This is a genomic window from Marinobacter changyiensis (assembly GCF_009193265.1).
In the GTDB taxonomy this organism is placed as follows: Bacteria; Pseudomonadota; Gammaproteobacteria; order Pseudomonadales; family Oleiphilaceae; genus Marinobacter; species Marinobacter changyiensis.
Genome location: NZ_VZZZ01000001.1, coordinates 175,091 through 197,746, shown reverse-complemented (window position 1 = coordinate 197,746; position 22,656 = coordinate 175,091). Strand labels below are relative to the sequence as shown.

At 55.2% G+C, this 22,656-nt stretch carries 23 protein-coding genes and 1 pseudogene; 14 read left to right on the top strand and 10 right to left on the bottom strand.

The genetic code is table 11. The annotated features are described in order from the left end of the window. Positions 1-104: 104 nt before the first annotated feature. Complete coding sequence (locus F6Y09_RS01080) at positions 105-917, bottom strand: DUF2914 domain-containing protein (protein WP_152205077.1); 813 nt, start codon at positions 915-917, stop codon at positions 105-107. A gap of 471 nt (positions 918-1,388) precedes the next feature. Between F6Y09_RS01080 and F6Y09_RS01075 the strand changes: the two genes are divergently transcribed. Both F6Y09_RS01075 and F6Y09_RS01070 read left to right on the top strand, forming a co-directional pair. Further along, positions 1,389-2,003 (top strand): DUF2238 domain-containing protein, encoded by a 615-nt coding sequence (locus F6Y09_RS01075; RefSeq protein ID WP_152205076.1) that lies wholly within the window; start codon positions 1,389-1,391, stop codon positions 2,001-2,003. A 115-nt stretch (positions 2,004-2,118) separates the two neighbouring features. After that, complete coding sequence (locus F6Y09_RS01070; RefSeq protein WP_152205075.1) at positions 2,119-2,406, top strand: hypothetical protein; 288 nt, start codon at positions 2,119-2,121, stop codon at positions 2,404-2,406. Between the two features lie 118 nt (positions 2,407-2,524). Here F6Y09_RS01070 and F6Y09_RS01065 read toward each other — a convergent pair whose 3' ends face one another. After that, positions 2,525-3,766 carry a C45 family autoproteolytic acyltransferase/hydrolase gene (locus F6Y09_RS01065; protein WP_152205074.1) on the bottom strand — a complete coding sequence of 414 codons (1,242 nt, stop codon included), beginning with the start codon at positions 3,764-3,766 and terminating at the stop codon, positions 2,525-2,527. An 82-nt stretch (positions 3,767-3,848) separates the two neighbouring features. Here F6Y09_RS01065 and F6Y09_RS01060 point away from each other — a divergent pair, with 82 nt between their 5' ends. The 3 genes from F6Y09_RS01060 to F6Y09_RS20050 all read left to right on the top strand — a co-directional run bounded on the left by F6Y09_RS01060 (position 3,849) and on the right by F6Y09_RS20050 (position 5,745). Beyond that, positions 3,849-4,211, top strand: a complete 363-nt coding sequence (locus tag F6Y09_RS01060) for a hypothetical protein (RefSeq protein WP_152205073.1) — start codon at positions 3,849-3,851, stop codon at positions 4,209-4,211. Positions 4,212-4,511: 300 nt separating this feature from the next. After that, positions 4,512-5,528, top strand: a complete 1,017-nt coding sequence (rho, locus tag F6Y09_RS01050) for a transcription termination factor Rho (RefSeq protein WP_152205072.1) — start codon at positions 4,512-4,514, stop codon at positions 5,526-5,528. Positions 5,529-5,568: 40 nt separating this feature from the next. Further along, positions 5,569-5,745, top strand: coding sequence for a hypothetical protein (locus F6Y09_RS20050; protein WP_179959311.1), 177 nt, complete (start codon positions 5,569-5,571; stop codon positions 5,743-5,745). On the opposite strand, the gene F6Y09_RS01045 is transcribed toward F6Y09_RS20050, so the two are convergent. Beyond that, complete coding sequence (locus F6Y09_RS01045; protein ID WP_152205071.1) at positions 5,723-7,048, bottom strand: ethylbenzene dehydrogenase-related protein; 1,326 nt, start codon at positions 7,046-7,048, stop codon at positions 5,723-5,725. The genes F6Y09_RS20050 and F6Y09_RS01045 overlap by 23 nt on opposite strands. A gap of 490 nt (positions 7,049-7,538) precedes the next feature. Here F6Y09_RS01045 and F6Y09_RS01035 point away from each other — a divergent pair, with 490 nt between their 5' ends. Beyond that, a complete protein-coding gene (locus tag F6Y09_RS01035; RefSeq protein WP_152205070.1) occupies positions 7,539-9,296 on the top strand; it encodes an alkaline phosphatase family protein in 1,758 nt (585 codons plus the stop codon). 469 nt (positions 9,297-9,765) lie between these two features. Here the strand turns inward: F6Y09_RS01035 and F6Y09_RS01030 are convergent, their stop codons facing one another. Then, positions 9,766-10,779 carry an IS110 family RNA-guided transposase gene (locus F6Y09_RS01030; RefSeq protein WP_152205069.1) on the bottom strand — a complete coding sequence of 338 codons (1,014 nt, stop codon included), beginning with the start codon at positions 10,777-10,779 and terminating at the stop codon, positions 9,766-9,768. Positions 10,780-10,893: 114 nt separating this feature from the next. Continuing rightward, positions 10,894-11,421, bottom strand: coding sequence for an MOSC domain-containing protein (locus tag F6Y09_RS01025; RefSeq protein WP_425481795.1), 528 nt, complete (start codon positions 11,419-11,421; stop codon positions 10,894-10,896). 264 nt (positions 11,422-11,685) lie between these two features. Between F6Y09_RS01025 and F6Y09_RS20655 the strand changes: the two genes are divergently transcribed. Both F6Y09_RS20655 and F6Y09_RS20790 read left to right on the top strand, forming a co-directional pair. Further along, positions 11,686-11,820 carry a hypothetical protein gene (locus F6Y09_RS20655; protein WP_281347691.1) on the top strand — a complete coding sequence of 45 codons (135 nt, stop codon included), beginning with the start codon at positions 11,686-11,688 and terminating at the stop codon, positions 11,818-11,820. Positions 11,821-11,841: 21 nt separating this feature from the next. After that, positions 11,842-11,934: pseudogene (locus F6Y09_RS20790) on the top strand (YfcE family phosphodiesterase); the annotation flags it as partial. A gap of 147 nt (positions 11,935-12,081) precedes the next feature. Here F6Y09_RS20790 and F6Y09_RS01005 read toward each other — a convergent pair. Continuing rightward, on the bottom strand, positions 12,082-12,378 hold the full coding sequence (locus tag F6Y09_RS01005) for a hypothetical protein (RefSeq protein ID WP_152205068.1): 297 nt from the start codon (positions 12,376-12,378) through the stop codon (positions 12,082-12,084). A 193-nt stretch (positions 12,379-12,571) separates the two neighbouring features. Between F6Y09_RS01005 and F6Y09_RS01000 the strand changes: the two genes are divergently transcribed. Continuing rightward, positions 12,572-13,429, top strand: a complete 858-nt coding sequence (locus F6Y09_RS01000; RefSeq protein WP_152205067.1) for an ion transporter — start codon at positions 12,572-12,574, stop codon at positions 13,427-13,429. Between the two features lie 80 nt (positions 13,430-13,509). On the opposite strand, the gene F6Y09_RS00995 is transcribed toward F6Y09_RS01000, so the two are convergent. Both F6Y09_RS00995 and F6Y09_RS00990 read right to left on the bottom strand, forming a co-directional pair. After that, the gene (locus F6Y09_RS00995; RefSeq protein WP_152205066.1) at positions 13,510-15,135 is read right to left on the bottom strand and encodes a tetratricopeptide repeat protein; all 1,626 of its coding nucleotides are present in this window, start codon (positions 15,133-15,135) and stop codon (positions 13,510-13,512) included. A 305-nt stretch (positions 15,136-15,440) separates the two neighbouring features. Further along, the gene (locus tag F6Y09_RS00990; RefSeq protein ID WP_152205065.1) at positions 15,441-15,662 is read right to left on the bottom strand and encodes a tautomerase family protein; all 222 of its coding nucleotides are present in this window, start codon (positions 15,660-15,662) and stop codon (positions 15,441-15,443) included. Between the two features lie 177 nt (positions 15,663-15,839). Here F6Y09_RS00990 and F6Y09_RS00985 point away from each other — a divergent pair, with 177 nt between their 5' ends. Beyond that, a complete protein-coding gene (locus F6Y09_RS00985; protein WP_152205064.1) occupies positions 15,840-17,441 on the top strand; it encodes a winged helix-turn-helix domain-containing protein in 1,602 nt (533 codons plus the stop codon). A 29-nt stretch (positions 17,442-17,470) separates the two neighbouring features. Here F6Y09_RS00985 and F6Y09_RS00980 read toward each other — a convergent pair whose 3' ends face one another. Together F6Y09_RS00980 and F6Y09_RS00975 are read right to left on the bottom strand one after the other, a co-directional pair. Beyond that, entirely contained in the window at positions 17,471-17,785 is a 315-nt protein-coding gene (locus tag F6Y09_RS00980; RefSeq protein WP_246180328.1) for an NYN domain-containing protein, read from the bottom strand. A 531-nt stretch (positions 17,786-18,316) separates the two neighbouring features. Next, positions 18,317-18,637: a hypothetical protein gene (locus F6Y09_RS00975; protein ID WP_152205063.1), complete on the bottom strand. Its 321-nt coding sequence runs from the start codon at positions 18,635-18,637 to the stop codon at positions 18,317-18,319. Between the two features lie 595 nt (positions 18,638-19,232). Here F6Y09_RS00975 and F6Y09_RS00970 point away from each other — a divergent pair. The 4 genes from F6Y09_RS00970 (at position 19,233) to F6Y09_RS00955 (ending at position 22,480) form a co-directional block, all read left to right on the top strand. Beyond that, on the top strand, positions 19,233-20,123 hold the full coding sequence (locus F6Y09_RS00970) for a hypothetical protein (RefSeq protein WP_152205062.1): 891 nt from the start codon (positions 19,233-19,235) through the stop codon (positions 20,121-20,123). Positions 20,124-20,881: 758 nt separating this feature from the next. Then, on the top strand, positions 20,882-21,142 hold the full coding sequence (locus tag F6Y09_RS00965) for a hypothetical protein (protein ID WP_152205061.1): 261 nt from the start codon (positions 20,882-20,884) through the stop codon (positions 21,140-21,142). A gap of 217 nt (positions 21,143-21,359) precedes the next feature. Then, the gene (locus F6Y09_RS00960; protein ID WP_246180249.1) at positions 21,360-21,521 is read left to right on the top strand and encodes a DUF4174 domain-containing protein; all 162 of its coding nucleotides are present in this window, start codon (positions 21,360-21,362) and stop codon (positions 21,519-21,521) included. Between the two features lie 14 nt (positions 21,522-21,535). Continuing rightward, positions 21,536-22,480 carry a M14 family metallopeptidase gene (locus F6Y09_RS00955; RefSeq protein ID WP_152205060.1) on the top strand — a complete coding sequence of 315 codons (945 nt, stop codon included), beginning with the start codon at positions 21,536-21,538 and terminating at the stop codon, positions 22,478-22,480. Positions 22,481-22,656: the final 176 nt, after the last annotated feature.

Below are 22,656 nucleotides of genomic sequence, written 5' to 3'. Positions count from 1 at the left end.
ACCGGGACAGACTTATTTTTGCTTGGGCTGAGGGACAAGCCCCACAAAGCTTATTGAAAAACAGGCCTGTCCCGGGTTTCTACATGTTCTGCTTCCGACTTCGTTTATTGAGGGAGAACGGAAAACGCCCCCTTGGCCAAAAGCTCGCCTTCCTCTGTCACCACCTCAACTCGCCAGTCTCCCAACATGTGCCGGTCGATATACTTGGCTGAGGATGCGCGCATGGGGTCAACCGACGGCCTGATTTCCACCCGCGCAACCCGTTCGCCCTCCAGGTACCAGTCGTGGAAGTGCAGCTGACCTTCCATGCCCTGGATTTCGGTAAACAGGTAAATTCGAATCAGTCCGTCACTGTCCATCCTTAAAACGTTCGGGATTTCGTCAATTGGCTCTTTTTCCTCCAGGCCGGTACTCAGTTGCGCCCGGATTATGTGATCAGAAAGTAGCTCGATGGAGGCAGCATCTTCCCGGGACGGTTCGGATTCTTCTGCAGCCGGCGCCGGAAGGGAGGCGGGCTCTACCGATGACACCGGTTCGCTCGGCTGACTGGCCGACTGAGGGGGTGCTGGTTCTGCACTGGATTCACTCGATGCGGTTTCCGAGGCAGTTTCGGACATGGAGGCAGGCGGCTCGGCGACTTCTGCCTGAACTGGATTTGTCTGGTCCGGCATGGGAGGGCTTGCGCCAACTTCCGGTTCTTCTCGTGCTGCGGTCTTCGGTAACTGGATAGATGGAGGCTCGGGCGCGGGCTCATCGATAAATACCGACGGGAGAGAAGGCGCCTCAACGCTCTGATTCTCTACCAGCGCTTCCTTTTGTTCCCCGGTGCCAAAGATCTCTAAAGCGCCCCAGATTATGCCCCCTACCATCAGAATTAATACGAAGAGAGCAGCAAAGATGCGTCCCCAACGATACACAACAATCTCCTGGGGTTTTGCGGGCTCGCGTAGGCTGGAGGACCGAGCTGAAAAAGGTCGCTTTTTCGGTATCGCTGTTTTCACTGGTCGTGCTTCCTTGAAACGGGTAAAGGATGATTTCGAAAACCGGGACAGACCTATATCTCGAGCAAAGGTTTATAGGGACGTTAAATTAAGTTTTTTTATTTCCCTTTTTTGAATTTTGCTTTGCAATTGCCGCTCATGCACATTGTACAGTAGTGTTCACGGTCCTCGTGTTTGGTGCTCTCTGCGATAGTGATGCCACAGCCGTTGCAGAGCAGGGTGGCAACGTCTCCGTTAACTTTCACGATTGCGTGTTCGTAATTCATAAGCCGACCCTTCTCGCACATTCCGTTCGACCAAGCTGCCAAACATTAATGTAGGTGGTTTTTCCGTTTTGACTTAGTGTAACGCTATCTGGCGTCTACTGTATCGGGGGCTTGCCGTTTGATGAATCCATGGGTTCTTTGTTGGGCGTTCGTTTTCGGAAGTGTGCTGATCTGGTCGGGCATTGAACCGAAGGATCAATTGACATGGTTCCTTGAGGTGTCGCCCGGAATCGTCGGCGGTCTGCTTCTGTTAGCCACTTATAGGCGATTCCCGCTTACCCCATTGCTCTACACACTGATCCTGGCCCACTGCGTGATTCTGTTTGTGGGCGGGCACTACACCTACGCCGAGGTGCCGCTGTTTGACGGTCTGTTTGGCAGTGAGCGAAACAACTACGACAAACTGGGGCATTTTTTCCAGGGCCTGGTGCCAGCGTTAATTGCGCGGGAAATTCTTCTACGTCGCAACGTGGTGCGTGGTGGTTGGCTGGTGTTGTTTGTTATTTCCATTGCACTGGCCTTCAGTGCCTTCTACGAGCTGATCGAATGGTGGGTGGCGCTGCTGTCGGACGAGGCCGCGGACGCGTTCCTCGGCGCCCAGGGATACGTCTGGGATACACAGTCTGACATGTTAATGGCGTTGATAGGTGCTATCTCTGCGTTGGTGTTTTTGTCCCGCTGGCACGACGTGCAACTGTCGTTGCTGGCGGAGGAGGGTCTGGATGCAACGGGATAAAAGAAAACCGGGACACATCTGTTTTCTGATGGATTTAACGGCATAGATTTGGTGAACGGTATCGACTGGGTGTTCATGTGGCACCCAGATAACAAGCGCAGCGACGGGCACTTTTATGCATATGGATAAAGCAAAGAAGCGTATTGCAAAGCAGGTTAGGAAGGGCTTTCATGGGTATCCGTTAGTTTCGCTGGAGTATTTTGGTAAAACGCCGGATTCAGCCACCGAGGTCGTTATTACATTTACCATGGAGGAGGGCGCGGCTCCCCAGAAGCAAACGTTTGCGAGTGGGGGTGACGCCCGGGAGGATGAAACGATTCAATCTACCCTCCTGAAAATTATTGAGCGGGCGGATGCGAAAACGGTGACTGAGATAGACGGCATTACCGCTCTCAAAAACTGACACTCGGGGGGGAACCGGGACACCCATTAGCCAGCCGGAGTCAATAGGCCGAAACAAGCCCCCGGCGTTTTAGGCTGCCACTCTTCCGCAATTGCGTGCATTTATTACACTGGGGTGGCTAATCCGCAGGCACAGAATAATGCCAAACCTGTGCTACCTGATCGGCATAGTCTTGCCACGAAAAAGAATTTTCGGCCCGTAGAACCTGTTTCAATTTTTCCAATGCATCCGGTTGCCCTACCACCGAGGCGGGTAAGTACACGAGACTTTGCAACAGTTGCTGTCGAGTACTCGCTGGCAAACTGTGGTTCGAATCAGCATGCTCAAGAAGATTAGCAGGCGCCGTCAGCAGATTTGCCTGCTTCCCAGGATTTGTTTGCTTCCCGAGACTGACCGTTTTTGACGTTTCCCGGAAATTGGCAAAGCTATGCTTCCAGGCTTTCTCTTCGGGCCAGTGATACGACATGGTTCCACTCACTGGTTTGTAAACAGCGGTGTAAACCGTACCGAACTGTTGTGGATAGTTGCCAGAGAGCAATGGCGCGGCTAAGAATGCTTCGCGAAGTTGCTGCTCACTCATCTTGCCGCTTGCCAGCAACTTATCCAGAAACTGTTTGCGCTCAAGCGTTCTAGAAAACACTGCCTGCTGTGGCCAGGTTATTCGTGTCTGATGATTGGTGATACAGCGTTCGCGGGTAACATTCGCGGGTTGATCAGGGGCTAACATCACGGTGGCAAAATCCCCCCGCTTGTCGACAAGGGTGACGTTGTATGCCATGTGTGACGGTACCCGTTGCAATACCTTTATAGCCTGCTTGACGTTCTCGCAGGTCTGCAGCACATAGCGCACTATGAATGGGATGCCGAAACCTTTCCCCACCTTGTTACTGCCGCCGAAGGTCAGCGAAGCGACAAGCCCTGACTTGTTCATGCCGTCATCCAGCCCCCAAAGGCACTCATTGGTACCAATAACCTCTTGCCCCAACCAGTTCGATTGGGTCAGCAGGTTCTCGGACAGATCTGGACTGAGGTCATAATTACGGATGAGTGACGGCTCTTCATTCAGCAACACCGCTTGTGAACAGCTCACCAGATAGGCTGGTGGCTGATAACCCGTCAAAAACTGGGCCGCGACAGGGCAATCATTACTGGCCTCCCGAAAACTTTCGTAGAGCGGCTGCATTTCCGGCATAACCGTCACGAGCTGTCGATGCCCCTCTTTGAGCGCACTCGGGTTGATGTCATCACGCTTTTTCTGCGCGTACCAGGCTTTATAAGCCGGCCAGTAGTCATCAAAAACAGCTTGCCATTGCGAATCGATCGTCCCGATTTTACGTGCGCGAAAAGTCGTGGGTAGCATTTCTTTCTCCTGGCAATTGCGTAACAGGTTGCCTGTCACTATGATTCATACTGTGGTCAATTATAAGGAGCCTGTCAACACTATGACCCATATTGATTTCGAGAGCCCGGTACAGCAACGCGTAAAGTCGACCGATATTGCTGACCTTTTCAGTGTGTGGCGCATCCAGAACACCGCCACGGTTTACCGTATTGAACGCGAGTACCAGAGCGGCGGTTTCGGCAATCCGGACAAGCATCCCTATGTCTGGGCGGTGGCCTTACTGGTCGATGGACTTTGGGCGCGCGTGCACAATACGCGTGACCAGGGTCGTGAATGGAGTAATCTGGACCGGCTGGAAATATGGTTGCGAGAGCAGGGCATCTCGCGCTGGCAAGTCGTTAATGATTTGGAAGACGTAGGCGTCAGAAGGCTGGGGGAAGCTTATTACAAGGCACCAAAATAGTCTTCGAAACTTGTTTCACTACAGCGTCCGTGATGAACAGGGCAACAGGAAAACCGGGACAGATCTATTTTCTGTCCGCTATCTGAGATTTCTGTTGCAGCGGCAGGGAAAGATTCGCGACCGTGACAGTGTAAGTGGGCATTGGGAAATCCTAACGAGCGTTGCATGTATGCATGCGTCTGGCCAAGATGGAAAGTGGGGTGGCTTGTTTCACTGTAGCAACGCTTATCAGCATGGCCACGCGCATGGGCTGTCTTTGTCGAAAATGGCGGTCAGCAATCCGTTAGGGCTTCTGTTTTTTTGACGTTATCAGCCCATTTCGAAAAATATCTATCAAACAAGAGCTATCAAACAACCATGACGAGAAAGACATTAGGTTTAACCGGAAAACGAAATAAAGACGCTAAACCAGTGGCTGAGGAAGTCGAAGCAGTGTTTGAGGCCGATCCACAAAAACGTTTTTTAAATGCTGTGGCTATCAATCCAGCGCCGGGGATTCGCTTGGAGTTGGGTTCAGAAGAACTCACGGTGCGCGCGATGGATTTGATCACGCCGATTGGCATGGGGCAGCGAGGTTTGATCGTTGCACCGCCGGGGTCTGGAAAATCGACGATTTTAAAACATATCTGCCAGGCGGTGGGAAAGGCGTATCCGGAGATCAAACTTTACGCGTTATTGGTAGATGAGCGACCCGAAGAGGTCACTGATTTCAGGCGTAGCGTCCCGGCCGAGGTACACGCTTCGTCTTCGGATGAAAGCTATGCCCATCACGTTCGCGTTGCCGATGAGCTTCTTGATATCGCCCGCCAACAAGCTGGCGAGGGTCACAACGTCATGATTGTGATTGACTCTCTCACCAGGCTTTCGCGGGTGCATAATGCGGAGCGAAAGAGCAGCGGTCGTACGATGTCTGGCGGGGTGGATGCTCGAGCGATGGAGATCCCGCGGAGGTTGTTTGGCGCTGCACGAAACATTGAGAATGGCGGCTCGCTGACCATTTTGGCGACTGTTTTGGTGGATACCGGCAGCCGGATGGACCAGGTTATCTTTGAGGAATTTAAGGGCACAGGGAACATGGAGCTGGTTTTATCGAGAGACGTTGCGAATCAGCGAATCTTTCCCGCGCTGGATATTTCGAAAAGCAGTACGCGCCGTGAAGAGCTGCTGTTGGATCCAAAAGATTTAGGCAAAATAACAGCATTGCGCCGGGCGCTTGGCGGTCTCAAACCGCTAGAGGGCACCAAAAAGCTGGTTGAGCTGCTTGAGAAGTACCCCACAAATGCCGAGCTTCTGAAAAACATACCCGGGCCAGGATGATGATGCTTGTGAGTGATGACCTCATTCGTTAAGTCGTTACATGGTCTTTACCTTTCAGCGCGAAGCTCCCTGTGCCGACTATGGCATGTTCGACATCTGGCCGTACCACAAGAACGTCCAGGTTCCACCGGATGCGCAGCAGGTCGCCGAGGCCATGACCGGGCGGGGCGTGAACGTCTTGCTGGTGCCGACGGTTAATCCAGAGGGACAGCTGTAATATCTCCGCCTCGGCCTATCCCGACGACAACCGGGAATGACACAAAGTGGAAACGCGTCGTGACATTGTCGTCATGCACGGCAAAGCCGAAGGTATAGGTGTTACCGCGCTTCAGGGTGATGTCGTCGTCATGGCCGGTGTCGAGAGGTCTGATCCAGGTCACAGTCCAGCTCCCATCTTCCCACTTGCCGGTAACCCTGGTGTTGTCCGCCGCCGACCCTCGGGCGTCTACGCGACTCAGCAGTCGGCCTGGAAGCACGTCGCCTTCTTTCCACCCGGCGTCGGGGTCATAGGGAACCGAGTTATCTTCGCGGATCAGGGCCGCAGGTTCCGGGCCAGTCTCTATATCCGACACGGTGAGGGATTTCCGGCCAACTTTCTTGGGATCGAACATAAATTTGGGGGTCATGGAGTCGCGATCGACGTTCCAGGAGAATGGGTTGTTCCCTTCGTCGAAAAGGCGGTATCCGAGTACAAAGCCGTCGTCTGCCATGTCGACCGGGTTGCTCCGGGCCGCACGCCACTGCATCAGATCCAGAAAAACGCCCTCTTCCTTGAGTTTCGCCAGAGCTTCGGGGGATTTAACCTTGTCCCAGCTCGTGGATGTGTCGGTACGGGAGGCGGGAAGGTACTTGCGCACGTCATTGCGGCCCAGGCCACCTTCGCCCAGATACGGGTGAGAGCGGACCGCTTCTGAGGTAGGTTCGCCCGGCATGTCCCGCATGCCGGTGTGGCAACTGAGCCAGCACCCCTGCTCGGCAAAACGTTGTACATCGCCATCGTCGATCATGATCGCAAGTCGGTCTTCGTAGAGGGGCGGCTCCTCTCCCTGACGCACGCGCTTTGCCGATCGGGGGCCGCCGTAGAATGCCCACGCCTGCCCATCGTAGCGCATGTAGTCGTGCATCACGCCGGGCCGTTCCGCTTGGGTCTTCCAGCGGAACCGGAGATACAGGTTTTCCTCGTCGTGAGCAGCCTGGACAGCCAATTGTAGTGACCCTTTCTTGCCATCGATCGGATTGGGTTCCAGGTGGCCACCCGAGACAATATCGTTACCCATGCTTCGTTCCGAGTCACGGTGGCAGTCCTTGCAGGCGGTGCCGCGTCCCACCTTACGCGCACCGGGATGGTCCGGGCTATGTAACCACTGGAAGCTCGATTGTCCGGGATAGAACAGGGTAACCTCTTCAACCGGAACCGATGCCCAGTCGATTGGTGTTGTGGCGTTAGCCAGAGCGGAAACAGCAATAAAATTAGCGGCAAAGGCAACCACGGTGAGGTATCTCAGTGAAGTCTGCAACATGGTGCATCCTCGGCAGGATAGGTGGGCTTCGACAGCGGGACTTTTAACCTGCCCTGGAAACGCTCGTCCATACCCAAAACATAGACTACGATACCTGTTTGGGAAACCGGCCAAACTCGACTTGTTTCACCGTAGCAACGCTTACCTGCATGGCCACGCGCTATCCTGAGACTCTCGACCTTCAAGCATGTGAGCCAAACAATGATCGAAACTCCCCCTGGAATTTCCGAGCCACGGTACAACCTGTCGCGGTGTTCTTTACACGCAAAATGCCGACAGTAGAAGTTTGCCGTGTGTCGTGATGGCGCATGGTTTTGGGCTGACTGATGCCAGGGAAAACCGGGACATATTTTTTCCCTGTCAGCTTGAAAAAAACCGGGGCTGTGTTATACAAAAATGACACAATCTGGGCAGTGACTCTGTAGCAACGCGGAGCCGTGGTGGTGATTGTTTGGTTAATAAGGACATTCAACCAAATGAGGGCGCTCCCATGATTAGGCTTTATTTCTCTTTCCTGAGGCAGTTTCGGAACAGTTGGGCGTGCCTCTCGCTCACGTCTGCGTTTTCCGTCCTGATGGTCGGTCTGGCCCCTGGCGCAGCAGGCGCTGCGGAAACTGAAAGTGGCGGCCACCCAAAGCTGATTCTGCAAATCACGGTGGATGCACTGCGCGCCGATCTGCCCGAGCGTTACGCGTCAGTCCTGGGAGACGATGGCTTCAAGCGCCTCTGGAACAACGGAATCACCTATTCCAACGCCAACTATCGACACGCCAACACAGAGACTGTCGTTGGCCACACATCCTTGGCGACTGGCACCGTACCCGCACGCCACGGGATGATCGGAAATGTCTGGTTTGACCGTGAGTTGGGACGTCTGATCTATAACATCGAAGATGCACGCTATCGGTTGCTGACAGTCGGTGCTGATGTCGATAAACAGACTGAAATCGATCCGACCCAGAAGGCAGCAAAGGTGGATGGCCGATCACCAACCGCCATACTGACGTCAACGTTCAGTGATGAATTGGCGATTTATTTCAATGGGCGGTCGAAGATCTTCGGCGTCTCCGTGAAAGATCGAGGTGCGGTTACCCTGGCTGGGCAGACCGGGAAAGCCTTCTGGTTCTCCAAGGCCACCGGGGAGTTTGTTACCAGCACGTATTATTATGACGAGTACCCGCAATGGGTGACGGACTGGAATGCGGGCAAGCCCGCTGGCAAATACGCGGGCCAGGCCTGGGAGCTGCTCCTGAAGCCGGATGCTTACCAGTTTGGTGGTGCCGACGATCAGGGTTTCGAAACCGATTTTCCGGGTTTCGGGCGTACCTTCCCCCACGCCTGGGGGGCGGCCGACGACAAGTACATGACGACCCGCCTGACGCTCAGCCCGGCCGGTGACGAATTAACCCTGGATTTTGCAACCACGTTGATTAAAGCCGAGGGGTTGGGGCAGGACGAGATTCCGGATTTCCTTGCGGTCAGCTTTTCCTCAACCGACTATGTCGGTCACGTTTTCGGCGCTTCCAGCCTGGAAACCGAGGACAATATGGCTCGCCTGGATCGTACCCTGGCGGACCTGCTTAACGTCGTTGATGAGCACGTGGGCCTTGAGAACACTTTGGTGGTGCTTTCGGCCGACCACGGGCAGCCCGAAGTTCCTGGCCATCTCAATCAGCTTGGCGTGTCCACTGCCAGCTATTTCGATGTCGAGGCGCTCGACAAGACGCCGGCCATTGAAGCCCTGAAGAAGGAGTTTGGCATTGGTGAGGAACTCATAGAGGCGTTCTTCCAACCCTACTTGTATCTCAACGATGAGATCATCGACGAAAAAGGCCTGAATAAAGGGGAGATCGAACAGACTCTTGCAGAGACGCTGATGCAGTTTGAAGGTGTCGCCGTGGCGATACCCAGCTCGGCCCTGCGGTCGGGCGCGTTCCCGACAGTGCCAGTCATTGATGCCGTCTTGAATAACTTCCATCCGAAACGGTCGGGCGACATCTACGTGGTCTTCAAGCCCAATGTTTTTATCAACGATTTTGACGGTCTGGAGGTGGCGTCGGTTCACGGTTCCCCGTGGCGTTATGACACCCATGTACCGGTGATTTTTTCCGGATACGGCCTGAAGGCCCAAACCGTCAGTCGACCAATAGCGCCGTATGACATTGCCCCGACCCTGTCATCCCTGATCGGCGCAAAAGCGCCCTCCGGGGCCGTGGGTGAGCCGTTACCGGAAGTTCTGGGAAACTGAGCCAGTTACACTGGCCTCATCGACTTTCCTGCCGCGCATTCAGTTATGGTAAGGGCATCATTCCGTGAACTGGTCCGACGAAAACGGAAAACCGAGACACCCATTAGCCAGCCGTAGTCAAGGCACAATAAAAGACCTGACCGCTTTTTTATTGCGGGTTTTGGTTCCCTCAGATGCACACCCGCTATTTCAACTTTGGTTACGGACTGATCCGCACCAGACACCCATCAGGATCAAGGATAGCTCACCGAGCTATCCCCTGGCTTTCGCCCCAAAAAATCATCGGTGCCTGACCGTGTCCAAGTGTTACAGATAGATGGTTAGCCGCTCTCGCGGTGCCAGTCTCAGAGTGGTTCACGGCCAGGGCGCATCAGGCACTTAGCGTGCTCGGGAGAGTGCGTGGAGACCCATTCAGACTTCTGGTTGAACCATCCCGGTTTCCGGGTTGCTCCACACACTCAAATCGTCATCAGGCAAAGAGTTTGGTTTGATCAAAAGGCACCTGGTCACGCATCACGTAGTAACAGGCTCTGGCCATTTTATGGGCCAGAGCCTTGGTTGCCAGGGCACCATTGCGCTGTGCTCGTTTGCGTTGGTAGAACCGGTGCGCCGTCTTGTTGTGCCGGATGATGCTGTGGGCCAATTCAACGAACGCCCATCCCAAATATTTGTTTCCGTTACGCGTGTTGTTCTGCCCCTTGGCTTTGCCGTTGCTCAGCCGCTGACTGTTCACACAGCGACAGTAGGACGCATAGCGTCCAACGGTGGGAAAGCGCGTAATGTCGCCGGTTTCCAGGGCGATGGTTAAACCCAGAGTAGGACCGACGCCATCGACGGTCAGTAACATCTGAAATGCCTTGTTCAAGCGCATCTGCTGGCTGATCTGTCGTTCCAGCATCTGAATTTGTTCGTTCAGAGTGCGGATCATCACCAGATGGCAGTGCAATGCCCTGCGTAAATTGGGGTGATCAAAGACCTTCAGCAGTTCAGGTTGAGCTCGCTTGAGCTCGGTGCTATCGACCCGCTGACTGGTGGACCGCCAGATCTGACTTTGAGCACTGATCAGATGCATGACCCGCTCACGAACCAGCAGGAGCCGTTTACGCAACAGGTCTCGCAGCGTGCGTTCTTCAAAGGGGTAGATGTAACCGGTCGGCAAGATGCCCAGGCGCATCAGGTTGGCTAACCAACGGGCGTCTGAAACATCATCGGTGTGCTTCAGCCCTTGGTATTGCTGTACGGCCTGAGGATTGACCAGCATCAGTTCAAAGCCGGCAGCCTGCAGGCCATCTACCAGCCAGTACCAGTTGAAGGTCGATTCGACCGCGACGGCGTGGAGCTCCGCCTGGAAAGGACATAGTGCCGCTTTGATCACCTCAATATCGTTTGGCAGACGTCGCTGGAAAACGACGTTGTCCTGAGCGTCGATAATGACGGCAACGCTGTTGTTGGAATGAAGATCAATGGCGCAGAATAGACTCATGTCAGCCTCCTGTAGTGGCAGGTTTGTTTTGCCAACTACCAGCCTACTCCCGAAGACGGACTATGGGAGGCTGGCTACATGATCTTCAGATTTATTTGTTCCCAATTCGCCAATTCATGGGCAGGCCTGAACGTTGTCCCCAAGGGCAATGTCACCCGCTTCAACCACCCGCGTAGTAATACCCCCATGCCCGCGCATGGCGTTGTAACCGCCGGGCCCGAGCGACGTCTCCATTTTGCTGCAGGGGTGGCAAAGGCCTGTGTATTCCAGCACCACATTTCCGATCCGGAACCTTTTGCCTTTCAGGGCCAGCAGGTTCAGGCCAGACACCACAATGTTGCGCCGGAAAACCTCGGGTGCGATGGACTCCCGGTGCAAGCAGGAGGCGATGACGTGCAGGTGCTCTTTCTGGATCAGGGTCACCTGCCGCTTGCTGGTCTCGCGGCCTTTGAATCGGTCACCATCCAGGCCTTTGCCGGGTGTGACTGCTACGCTATCGAGCGCTTCCATGGCTTCACCACGGGCGGGGCGGATACCAATCCATTCCACCCGGCCGGTTTGGGGCAGGGTGTCGAACAGGGTTTGTAATAGCTGACCACCGGAATTGCTGATGCCGCCTTCGATCATGTAATTGTCACTCATCTCAAAGTCCTCAATGGTGTAGCCCAGTTCGTCCAGGCCAATACCCTCGTAATCTTGTTTCCCTGGTTCGTCTCTATTTCCTGTATATCGACTGCTCCGATCAATCAACTTCTTTGCAGGCTTAACATTGTCGGCTTTTGAAACCAGGCTGGTAAACCAGCGGCATTGAGTTGAATAGACCTGGCTTTCGGATCAGGTCTTTTCCTGTGCGCTACACTTCCACACAGCAGTTATCTTCTCAACTGTCAGTGTGGGAGAGTCACAATGCAGGACTACGAACTCTATTACTGGGGCCTGCCCTTTCGCGGTAATTTTATTCAACTTTTTCTGGAGGAGGTTCGGGCCGATCAGGAAGAGCTAGCGCACGGCCATGTGCATGGGCCGGGTGGGCATCATTGACCGATAATCGCTAGCAGAACCATGCAAATCGGCGTCATCGCAGATACCCATAGCAAAATGCGTCCCGAAGCCCTGGAGGTATTAAAGGGCTCGGACGTGATCCTGCACGCCGGCCCCGGCGCTTTACCCTGCCGATCACGGTAGGGCGGCTGGAGGTGACCGAAGACGGTGTGGCGGGTGACATCATCGAACTGCCGGTTTGATCAATCCGACACACCCACGCGCTCGCCACGATTGGCTTTGAGCTCAGATCCGATCAGGTCACTCGTCCATGCCATTATCCGACGAAGATTCCATATGATCCTCTTTCTGCATGCCAGACTGATCGCCCGTTTCCGAGTCAGTTGTGCCAGTTGCGTCCTCTGAATTGTATTTGGACTTGGTGGACTCCTCGTGTAGCTCAGAGTTCTGATTCTCGGGTTCAGCATGGGCGTCCATGTCCTGCTCTCCCAAATCCTGATGCCCATTGCTGCCTTCTTCGGCGAGCAAAGCAGCTGAACCCAGGGCTATGGCCGGTGTGAGCAAGGCATAAAAGGCGAGTGAATGGAACTTTTTCATAGAATTCTCCTTCAAATACAATGGTTCAGGAGGACAAAAACGTCCTGTCTGAGCGCATCATCGCAGCTTCTCTCAATGGCGTTGTGTCGATAAGGAAGGCGAATCGCCACGAAATACGGAATTCCGGATGATCTGTTAATCTAAGCTTAGGACGTTGTGCTTATCAACTCGGCATATTAGAGAGGCAGCTCGGATGGCGACGATAAAGCCTGGTGGCCTGGGAATTAAAACACATCTGTTTCAGATCATTTTCGAATCCGATACCCCCCTGGCCAAGGGCTTTGATGTTTTCTTGGCGTTGCTGATATTCCTCAGTGTCGGGATCATTCTCCTGGACAGCGTTGCGGAATATCACGCCCGCTACGGGGAGCTTTTTTACATTGTGGAATGGGGCATAACGCTGCTGTTCACCATTGAGCTGGCCCTGCGCATCTATTGCCTGGAGAAACCGAAGCTTTACCTGAGAAGCTTTTACGGCGTTATCGACGCACTGGCCGTCTTGCCTACCTGGCTGGCGCTGTTGTTCCCGGGTGCCCAGACTCTCGTAGTACTGCGGCTATTGCGGACCCTACGTCTGTTTCGGGTACTGGAAATGATGACGATAGTGGGCGAGGGCCGTCTGCTGCTGGACGCCCTGGTTCGCAGTCGGCACCAGATCCTGCTTTTTCTGTTTGTAGTGCTGATGGTTGTGACCATCTTCTCTTCTTTTCTCTATCTCATTGAGCCGGCCGAAGCGGGCTTTACCAGTATTCCGAAATCCATCTACTGGGGAATCGTGACACTGACAACCGTGGGCTATGGCGATATAACGCCGGTGACGGCCTGGGGCCAGTTCATTTCCATGATGATCATGGTTACGGGCTACTCGATCATCGCGCTCCCCGCCGGCGTTTTTTCCGCGGAAGTGATTCGCACCCTGCGCGCGGAACGTTACTCCGATGAAGCCTGCCCGGGCTGCGGTAAACATCGCCATGAAGTCGACGCCAAATATTGTAAACACTGCGGCACCTGGCTTGATGAAGAGACGCCCGACCCGCGCAGCTCCGGATGATCTTGTTCGAGCCAGATTTATCGGGCTCACAGGGAAACCGGCATCGGGGCGGGAACCTGAAGGTTCCCGCCCTGATGGGCCTAGCTTCTCCCAGACAGCGTCTGTATTCGTTCGATCGAGTCGCGCTCTGTTTCCGGGGCTATCTCCAGCAGTCGACGGGCCCACTGCTCGGCGGATCCGGTATCGTCGGCCAAATCGGCCGCTCGGGCCGCTCCTTCCAGGGTGTTATACCGATTTGGCCAGGTGCGATCGGACTGCTGATAGGCCTCGAGGGCCTCGGCCGGGCGATCCAGGGCGAGTAGCAGGTCGCCAAGCGCCTCGTAGGGCGGGAGAAGGGTTCCGGGGCTGACCGGATGCTTCTCGACGCTGGCTTCCAGCTGCCCGGCGGAACGCATCAGTTCGATGGCACGGTCTGGTTCACCCTGGGCCTGCGCAATCCACCCGGCAAGGATCCTCCGATCCACCTCAATGTAGGTCGAGAAACGCGGATCGGCCGCGGACCGGGCGGTTTCCACCAGAGTCTCCAGGCGCTGTTCGGCCGTGCGGGCGGCGTCCAGATCTCCGGTGTGGACAGCCCCAAGCCCGCGTGCAAACCAACTCAGAGCCTCGGGCCAGGAGAACTTGTCCCAGCTGATATAGTCGACAGCACGGGGGGTAATGGCGGCGGCCGCCTCCCAATCCCGTTCCTCAACAGCCAACCTTGCGGGGATGGATGCCAGGTGGAAGGCGCCGGGGAAATTGGCCTGATGTGGTCCGTTGGCCTGGGCGGTCTCCCAGACGCTGCGTGCGGCGCTGTCTTCACCCCGCTGGAGGTGGCCATAGACCAGATAATCAAGGGCATGAATGTAGTGGAACGACGTGGCGCCATCGACCTTGTGATCGACCGCCACGTCTGCGGACTGCTGATTCCATTCAATCATCCGGGGCCAGTCCCCGAGCCGCACATAAATGTGAGACGGCATGTGCAAGGCATGGGGAACGCTGGGGGCTATTCCGGTATAGGAGTCCACAATTTCAGTGGCGTTGCCAGCGCGGCCATCGGCATCCGTGGCGTGTATGGAGTAATGCACTGCCCCGGGATGGGTGGGCTCGGTCTCCCAAACCCCACGCAGTACCTTTTCTGCTTCGTTGTGCAGTGCCTTGCGGTCTTCGGCGGACAGCGACAGCGTCAAGCGGGACAAGGCATAAAGGGTAGCGACGTTAGCGTCGTCCGGGAAGGCTTGATAGGCCTTATCCATACCCTTAATCCAGCCGGCCAGCCGTTCCCGGACCTGGTCGGTATCCGGCTCGAAGAACGCAGCGGTTGCGTCTATCAGCAGCCGTTCACGCTCATCTTCGGCCGCGTTACGGGCTTGCTCGATGGCCTGGCGACCCCGGGTGATATCCTCAGGACTGGGAGTGGTGCCCCATAATGGCTGGAACAGCGACGTGGCGACACCCCAATGGGCCATGGCACAGTCGGGATCGGCCTGGATAATGGCGTCGAACTCGGCGCGGGCCTGGGTGTACATCATGTGATGCATCATGCCCAGTGCATGATCGACATCAGCGCGCACACTGTCATCACAGTCGGCCTGAAAATTGACGGTGCCGATGTCATCCCCGGTGCTATGGGTATGACCTTCATTCATGGTGTCCTGATGCGAGAATGCGGGAGGGATAAAGCTCATGGTAACCGCGAGTACTAAGCGAGAGATTGTGTTCATGACATGACTCCAGTGGACCGTATTGGTGGTGGAGCCGGCATGTCTACTCCGGTCAGGGTCTGAATACGAACTGCCAGTTACTGGCTCTGCATGCGCAGCTTACACCTTTAAATTTACTCCTGTTGTGGCTGCTTTAACAGCTACCAGCCTACTACGGGCGATGAGGTGAGGGCCGTAAGGCCGACTCGCTTTACGTCAATTCCGGTGCCGCCGGGCTTCGGCGCTTTACGCTGCCGATTTGAATACAACGCCAGCAATGCCCGCGCGAGAAGATGGGCCGATCGAGTGACCGACCCATCTCGACCTCAAGCAGCAGAGGCTTGGATTTTGTGCACATCGTCACTACTGAGGGGCTTTCCTCCGATTCCCCATTCCCCCTCGCTGACTTCATTAATGACTACCCAGGTCAGACCTCGCATGGCTTCACCTTCAATGCCCACCATGGCGTCGGTGACTTTCGCGATCATCTCCTGCTTCTGTGTCTTGTCGAATACGTTTTCGATCAGATTGATGGTGACTAATGGCATGGTCGTTCTCCTTGCTCTGGTTGGAAGCCTCCCGTAATGGGCGGCGTGTGAAACAACTTGAGATCAGTCTACGGGGTTGCCCCGGACCATACTTGGGGTGGATGTGGGGAATATGTGGAGAATCTCGGGGTGTTGTCTGCTAATTTTATACACAGCTAGTCATTGCGGACTCAATCCATGATTTTCAGTTTTTCTGATTTTCAGTTGGACACCCACCAGCTCCAGCTGCGTCGCGCCGGCGTAGCCCAGCCCCTGGAGCCGCTTGTCTTCGATTTGCTGACCTATCTGGTGACTCACCGCGACCGTATCGTCAGCCGGACGGAGCTGCTGGACCAGCTATGGACGGGCAAGGTCGTCAGCGAGTCCGCCTTGAGCAGTGCCGTCAAAGCTGCACGCCAGGCCTTGGGGGATAACGGGCAGACACAGGGCTTCATCGCCACGTTCAATCGTCGGGGCTATCGCTTTGTGGCCGACATTGATGCTTCCGATCCCCTTGCCCCGAACTCCGAGTCAGATGCCATGCAGCAGAGCGCTGCCGAGGCGCATCAGGAGCTGGCCGCCGCCTGCCTGTTTTCGTCCGGCAATGAACGGGAGAAAGAGCAGCCCGTGCTGGCGGTGCTTCCGTTCTCTCACGGCGTGGGCGTTGACCAGGCTGCCTGGGTTGCGGAAGTGCTCAGTGAAGATATCAGTATTCACCTGGCCCGCATTCCCGGTTTTCTGGTGCTGTCTCGCAATACCGCATCTCAGTATCGTCAGCGGGAAGTGAGTATTCAGCACATCGCGAGAGAGCTGGGTGTGGACTACGTCATTGAAGGCTCGGTGTGGGCCATGGGGGACAATCTGCGAGTCGGGGTCCAGCTGCTGGACGCGGCGAGCGGCAACATGCTCTGGTCGGACCGGAAACTGATCCCGGCCGAAAGCCTGAACGCGCTGGAAGAAGAGGTGGTGCGCGAGATCGTGAGCCGAATTGAGCCCGAACTCAATCGGGCTGAGCTGAGCCAGCTCCGGAAACGACGCACGGTGGACCTCGGTGCCTGGGCCCTGTATCGCCAGGGACACGCCATTCTTGGCCAAAAAGGCTGGAGTGAGGAAAGTTTCACCGAAGCTGCCAACCTTCTGCGACAGGCGATCCTGCGGGATCCGGAACTCGCATTTGCCCATGCCTATCTGGCCCTGATTATTGCCATTGGTCATCTGGTGGGGCTCATCCGTGGGCGCGAATGGCTCATGGAGGCCGCCCGGTCAGCTGAAAAAGCCGTGGCTCTGGACGGTCAGGATACCGATGTTCTGGGCTATGCCGGCTGTGCGTTTGCCGATATGGGGGACCTGCAACGGGGTGTCGGCATGTTACGTCGCGCAGTGGAACTGGACCCAAGTAATGCCCAGGCGATGGCCGCCCTGGGGGCTGCCATGATTCGCCAGGGCGATGTTCAAGGCATCGATTTTATGCTCCAGGGCATGAAAATCAGCCCGCGTGATAATCGTCGCTCGGCCTGGGGCGCGTTGCTTGCCAGAGGGATGCTCAATTTTGGCCAGATTGACAACGCCATTCGGACCGCCAGTGATGCCTGTCGTTGTGATGACCGGATTTTCCTGCCCAGAGTTGTGCTCGCCATTGCCCATATTCACGACGGCAACGTCCCACGGGCAGTCGATGCCTTGAGCGATGCCCGCCGTATTCGGCCGACTTTGGGCCAGAGGGAAATCGCCTGCTTTGCCAGTTGCGCCGAAATGGCTTTACTACAAAAAGAAGGGTTGCTGGTTGGACTGCCGTCCTAGGAGCATTCGCGGCTCTGCCGGCGCGGCCATCAGCAAGTGGTCATCCGGACGCAGCAGCGTGTAGCATTTACCCTGAGGGAAACGGCGGCCAGGCGTTCACGGTCGATGGTCATGAGGGCGAACGCATCGACGTTTCCGCTGTAGAGCAGATCCATGGCGTCGATGATCATTGAGGCATCGGTAGCGTTTTTGCCGGTCGTGTAGGCAAACTGCTGAACCGGTCTTATGGCGTTGGCGTGGAGCTTTTCGATCCAGCCACCCCGTTGCGGCCCGTTCCAGTTTCCATGGGCATGGCGCACGTTGGCGGCACCGTACTTGGCAAGCTCCTGAAGTACTCCTTCGATGGATTGATGGCTGACGTTGTCGCAGTCGATGAGTAGAGCGATTTTGTAGTTTTGCTGTTCATCTTATTTGAGCGGTCCCTGTCTCTGGTGGCTCAGGGCTAATTTGAGTCGCTATCAACCCTCTCCACACTTTGAATGCTCTTCCGCGTTGGTAGTCGTGTCAGAATATGTTTGCGGGTAGGCATAGGGATCATGCCTGAAGAAAAGGTTTATAGGAGCGTTACTCTATGTTTTTTTAGTTTCCTTTTTCGAATTTTGCTTTGCAATTGCCGCTCATGCACATCGTACAGTAGTGCTCACGGTCCTCGTGTTCGTAATTCATAAGATGGTTCGTGAGAAACCCCATCCTTAGAGGCGGGGAGGGATAGCTTGTCGGCGTAAGCCGACCCTTTTCTCACACTCCTTTCGACTGAGCTATCAACCATGAATGTAGTACTCATCCCTCCTGCGCGTCTGCGCGCTGCATCGTAACAGTCAATCGCCAGGGCCTCGGCCCTGGTGATTGACTCCCCCGGAGGTGACAGTCGAATCCTAATGCATGCTGCGTTCGAGTTGTCCCCGACGGTTGGCCTCTATCTTTCTCCAATCTCTACTCATACCGCTGTAGCTGACTCGCGGTCCGGCGGCCTGAGGTGGCAGGCTTTCAATATCAAAACCTTTTCCCTGGTAAAAACCTCGCTCCAGTTGCCTTAGACGGTTGGCGTGCAATTCTGACCAATCGTTGCTCATGGTGACTGATGCGTCCTGCGCCACCGCACCTTCGTTCAAGTGCCGTTCCCACTCAGAACCGTATGAAGGAGAAGCGGTCAGGAGTAGTGACAGAAATACCGGATAAACGAACGTAGATTTCATGGTTTGCCCTCCCAAAAAGCTGCCCGGTGGCTTTCACCGGGACTTTCCCAAGGAGGCGGGCATGTTATTTTGTATCAAGCCCACCACCTCAATCATGCGCACCCTGACGTGCTCTACCTAAAAATTAGAAAGTTAAAGCGGATAAAAGTTACAAGGGGTAGGAAAAAATCTTGGAGGTGAGTTTCTGGTCGGTTCCGGAGGCTTCGAAGTCGCAACCGCTAGACAGCAATGCGATGCCGGCCAGTTTTCAGTACGCCGGCGCTGGAGATTAAACCGGTTATGCTTATCAGGATTTAGCTGTGCCAAATGCCTTCTCAAAAGATGCCTTGCCGGAATTGAAAAATAGGTCTGTCCCGATTTTGCTTCACTTATAAAAGCTATTTAAATCAATAGTGACGGCTGGCCTTAGACATGGGTGTCCGCTTTACGAATTCCGTGGACACCCATTGCAGACGCCACGCATAATAAGCATTTAGGGGTGGGTGTCCAGCTAGCGCGCTATTGATAAGCCCACCTGATCCATGCAAGAGTCTTAGGCATTGAGCTAGTCTTTTTTGATCCCGCTGCGAAGCGAGGAACCATAGGGGAGCGGCCCGTGAAGACGATCCTGAAAGGCTTCCATTCGGTTTGCGTCGCGTTGTTAGCCGCGTCCATTTTCTACCTTGGCTATGCCTTGCTCAAAACCGCTGCTCGGGTTGAGGTGATTGTAACGACGTCGGAGGGGATTGCTGAAAAACTCGGCCCAGTCCTTGACTTGACCCCGGAGTTTCTTGATGAGTCCGAGCAACTCCGAGGCACGGCAACGGAGGTTGTTGCAGAGGTGGAAGCGGTTCGCTCGGTGGTCCCGCGAATACTGGAGGAGTCTGCCGCCATCAGGCAAAGCCTGCCAGCCATTCTTGAACAAACGGAGTTGATGAGGAAAGAGTCGGAGCAGATTCGAGCTGAGGCTGCGCTCTTTCGCAAACAGGTTCCGGGAATGCTCGCTGAACTGGAAGCGTACCGGGCACTGGTTCCTCAAGTCCTGGATGAGAGTCGACGGATTCGCGAGACTATCCCCCCTACGCTTAATCGGGTCGAGCGAATTGTGCTGGAGGCCGATGAAATCGCCTCGGAGGCTGGAGAGAACGTTTTCACAGGGATGATTACAGGCATCTTTAAAGCCCCGGTAAAACTGCTGGGAAATGTGACCGATGTTCTCTTGCCCTCTAACGCTCAGCTGTCTGAAAGCGACATAACAGAACTCACAAAACGTATGCAAGATTTTTTGTCCATCGCCCAAATAGGCGATGTTCAGACCTTCGTGACTGAAGAGCCTACGATTTCCCTACAGTACGAGCTACTTTCCCATATGCTGATTGACTCGATGGATTGTCGACTTGTGGCGCTCAGAAGCCGTGAGGCGAACAAACTGTTCAAGCAGACTGAGCTGCAAATATGTCTCGATGAAGACGGCAATTGGTTCTTGCATGGCTCAGAAGAACGCTAGGGCAACCCGGTAAAGCCTGTAGCTCGTTGAGCACAGCTGTTGCCATGTGTTCTGGAACTCGTTATATGGGAAAACCGGGACACCCATTAGCCAGCCGTAGTCAAGGCACAATAAAAGACCTGACCGCTTTTTTGTTGCGGTTTTTGGTTCCCTCAGATGCACACCCGCTATTTCAACTTTGGTTACGGACTGATCCGCACCAGACACCCATCAGGACCAAGGATAGCTCACCGAGCTATCCCCTGGCTTTCGCCCCAAAAAATCATCGGTGCCTGACCGTGTCCAAGTGTTACAGATAGATGGTTAGCCGCTCTCGCGGTGCCAGTCTCAGAGTGGTTTACGGCCAGGGCGCATCAGACACTCAGCGTGCTCGGGAGAGTGCCTGGAGACTCATTCAGATTTCTGGTTGAACCATCCCGGTTTTCAGGTTGCTCCACGCACTCAAGTCGTCATCAGGCAAAGAGTTTGTTTTGCCAACTACCAGCCTACTCCCGATGACGGACTATGGGAGGCTGGCCACATGATCTTCAGATTTATTTTCGCGATAGCGGGCCTGATCAGGCCGTCGAGTACTAATGCCCGTTTAATCGGGCAACCCGGAACGCTTCTCTGGTGTCATTTCCTTTTTCACTATAGCAACGCTGATCTGCCTGGCCACGCGCACGGGTTGGGTGGGCATCATTGGACGATTACTTCTCGCTTTTCCTTTGGATCGACTATGCTTTTGAATGGATGGATGAAATAAAGGGAGAACAATCATGCGCTATCTTTTTGTTTTACTGGCAACGCTGCTTTTTTCCGCACCGGTTCTCAGTGGCCAGTGTCCCACTCTGATGAAGCAGGTCGACTCTCAGATGGAGTCAGCAGATTTGGATGCAGGCACAAGGGCTGAAGTTGAGGAGCTCCGAGCGAAGGGCGAGTCGCTTCACAAGGCGGGCAAGCATGGAGAGTCCGAAAAGGTCCTCCGGCAGGCCATTGAGAAAATAGACGCCGCGGAGGAACAGGCCGCGGGGACTTGATCGGCCTGAAACAAAAGACCGGGACACCCATTAGCCAGCCGGAGAGGCGGAATGAGTTTAAGGCGATGACGCCACCTGAACGAAAAGCACTTTTAATAATAGACTCGCCGCTGATAAATGAAGGAAATGAGGTTAGCCATACGATAAATGGAATCCTATCGATAAGGCAGTATTTGCACCGGTTTTTGTTATACATGCGTAAATCAGTGAAAGGGATGTGACAGAGCTGCTCGACAAGGCCCGCTCTGAGGGTCGGGTGCTGCTGATTGGAAAAGACGGCGGCATCAAGAGCCGCGAAGCCAGCCTCAACCTCAACGGGATTTTCCGCCGGGTCGATGCCATGCCGATGCGCATGCGCGAGATGCGCGCGAGTGACTGATGGAGACAAGCGATATGAATACCGCTTCAGCGGCCTATCCAGTCGGTACGCCCGGCACTCCCTGGGGCGACGCGGAACGTGCTGAGTGGCTGTCACGCCAGACCCGTCAACGCAGTTACGAATCCGATGTACTGAGCGTGGTTGAGCGTCTGCGTTCGCGCTTCGACGTGCAAGAGTATGGCCGTCTGGAATACGGCCCGGACGTTTATCCGCTGATCGCGATCCGCAGCCGCAACTGGCGTGCCGATCGGCCGGTGGTGCTGATAACGGGCGGGGTACACGGCTATGAAACAAGCGGTGTCCATGGTGCGCTGCAGTTCGTTGAACAACATGCACCGGATTATGCGGGTCTTGTAAACCTGCTGGTCGCGCCTTGCGTCAGCCCCTGGGCTTACGAACGCATCCATCGCTGGAACGCGAACGCGATTGATCCAAACCGCTCGTTTCGTGATGACGGCCAGGCCGGGGAGTCAGCGGCGCTGATGCAACTGGTGGCGTCCATTGGTGAGCCAATACTGCTGCACATCGACCTGCACGAGACTACTGATACCGACGAAACCGAGTTCCGCCCAGCGCTTGCGGCCCGTGATGGCAAACCGTTTGAGCCGGGTAGCATACCGGACGGTTTCTACCTGGTGGATGACGCCGAGAGCCCGCAGCCTGAATTCCAGCAGGCGTTGATCAAGGCGGTGGAAAAGATCACCCATATTGCGCCGGCGGACGACAACGGCGAGATCCTCGGCTCACCGGCGACCGCTCGGGGCGTTATTCAGTATCCGCTGGCGCAGCTTGGCCTTTGCACCAGCATGACCAACGCCCGCTACAGGACCACCACCGAGGTCTACCCAGACAGCGACCGAGTGACCCCCGAGCAATGCAATGCCGCTCAGGTTGCCGCAGTGTGTGCGGCGATCGACTATGCGCTTTCAGAACATCGTATAAGTCTGCATCACCGCTGAAGAAAACCGAGACGAGATTTATTTTTGGAGATACTCCCTGATTGAATCTGTCTGAAGCTGAGTTGTCGGTACAAAGCGCCCATCAACTCGGCTACCATTGTCTTCGAACGCACAGCATGGATTCTGTGTCCCGCAAGCAAGGAGATGCTTATGCCCAGACAGGCCAGGGTAATACA

Excerpts from the sequence above, each read along its gene's own strand:
- F6Y09_RS00995 (WP_152205066.1), bottom strand. The coding sequence starts at position 15,135 with ATGAACACAATCTCTCGCTTAGTACTCGCGGTTACCATGAGCTTTATC.
- F6Y09_RS01045 (WP_152205071.1), bottom strand. The coding sequence starts at position 7,048 with ATGTTGCAGACTTCACTGAGATACCTCACCGTGGTTGCCTTTGCCGCT.
- F6Y09_RS01075 (WP_152205076.1), top strand. The coding sequence starts at position 1,389 with ATGAATCCATGGGTTCTTTGTTGGGCGTTCGTTTTCGGAAGTGTGCTG.
- F6Y09_RS01035 (WP_152205070.1), top strand. The coding sequence starts at position 7,539 with ATGATTAGGCTTTATTTCTCTTTCCTGAGGCAGTTTCGGAACAGTTGG.
- F6Y09_RS01060 (WP_152205073.1), top strand. The coding sequence starts at position 3,849 with ATGACCCATATTGATTTCGAGAGCCCGGTACAGCAACGCGTAAAGTCG.
- F6Y09_RS00955 (WP_152205060.1), top strand. The coding sequence starts at position 21,536 with ATGAATACCGCTTCAGCGGCCTATCCAGTCGGTACGCCCGGCACTCCC.
- F6Y09_RS01065 (WP_152205074.1), bottom strand. The coding sequence starts at position 3,766 with ATGCTACCCACGACTTTTCGCGCACGTAAAATCGGGACGATCGATTCG.
- F6Y09_RS00965 (WP_152205061.1), top strand. The coding sequence starts at position 20,882 with ATGCGCTATCTTTTTGTTTTACTGGCAACGCTGCTTTTTTCCGCACCG.
- F6Y09_RS01025 (WP_425481795.1), bottom strand. The coding sequence starts at position 11,421 with ATGAGTGACAATTACATGATCGAAGGCGGCATCAGCAATTCCGGTGGT.
- F6Y09_RS01000 (WP_152205067.1), top strand. The coding sequence starts at position 12,572 with ATGGCGACGATAAAGCCTGGTGGCCTGGGAATTAAAACACATCTGTTT.
- F6Y09_RS01070 (WP_152205075.1), top strand. The coding sequence starts at position 2,119 with ATGCATATGGATAAAGCAAAGAAGCGTATTGCAAAGCAGGTTAGGAAG.
- F6Y09_RS00990 (WP_152205065.1), bottom strand. The coding sequence starts at position 15,662 with ATGCCATTAGTCACCATCAATCTGATCGAAAACGTATTCGACAAGACA.
- F6Y09_RS00985 (WP_152205064.1), top strand. The coding sequence starts at position 15,840 with ATGATTTTCAGTTTTTCTGATTTTCAGTTGGACACCCACCAGCTCCAG.
- F6Y09_RS20050 (WP_179959311.1), top strand. The coding sequence starts at position 5,569 with ATGGTCTTTACCTTTCAGCGCGAAGCTCCCTGTGCCGACTATGGCATG.
- F6Y09_RS01005 (WP_152205068.1), bottom strand. The coding sequence starts at position 12,378 with ATGAAAAAGTTCCATTCACTCGCCTTTTATGCCTTGCTCACACCGGCC.
- F6Y09_RS20655 (WP_281347691.1), top strand. The coding sequence starts at position 11,686 with ATGCAGGACTACGAACTCTATTACTGGGGCCTGCCCTTTCGCGGTAAT.
- F6Y09_RS01030 (WP_152205069.1), bottom strand. The coding sequence starts at position 10,779 with ATGAGTCTATTCTGCGCCATTGATCTTCATTCCAACAACAGCGTTGCC.
- F6Y09_RS00975 (WP_152205063.1), bottom strand. The coding sequence starts at position 18,637 with ATGAAATCTACGTTCGTTTATCCGGTATTTCTGTCACTACTCCTGACC.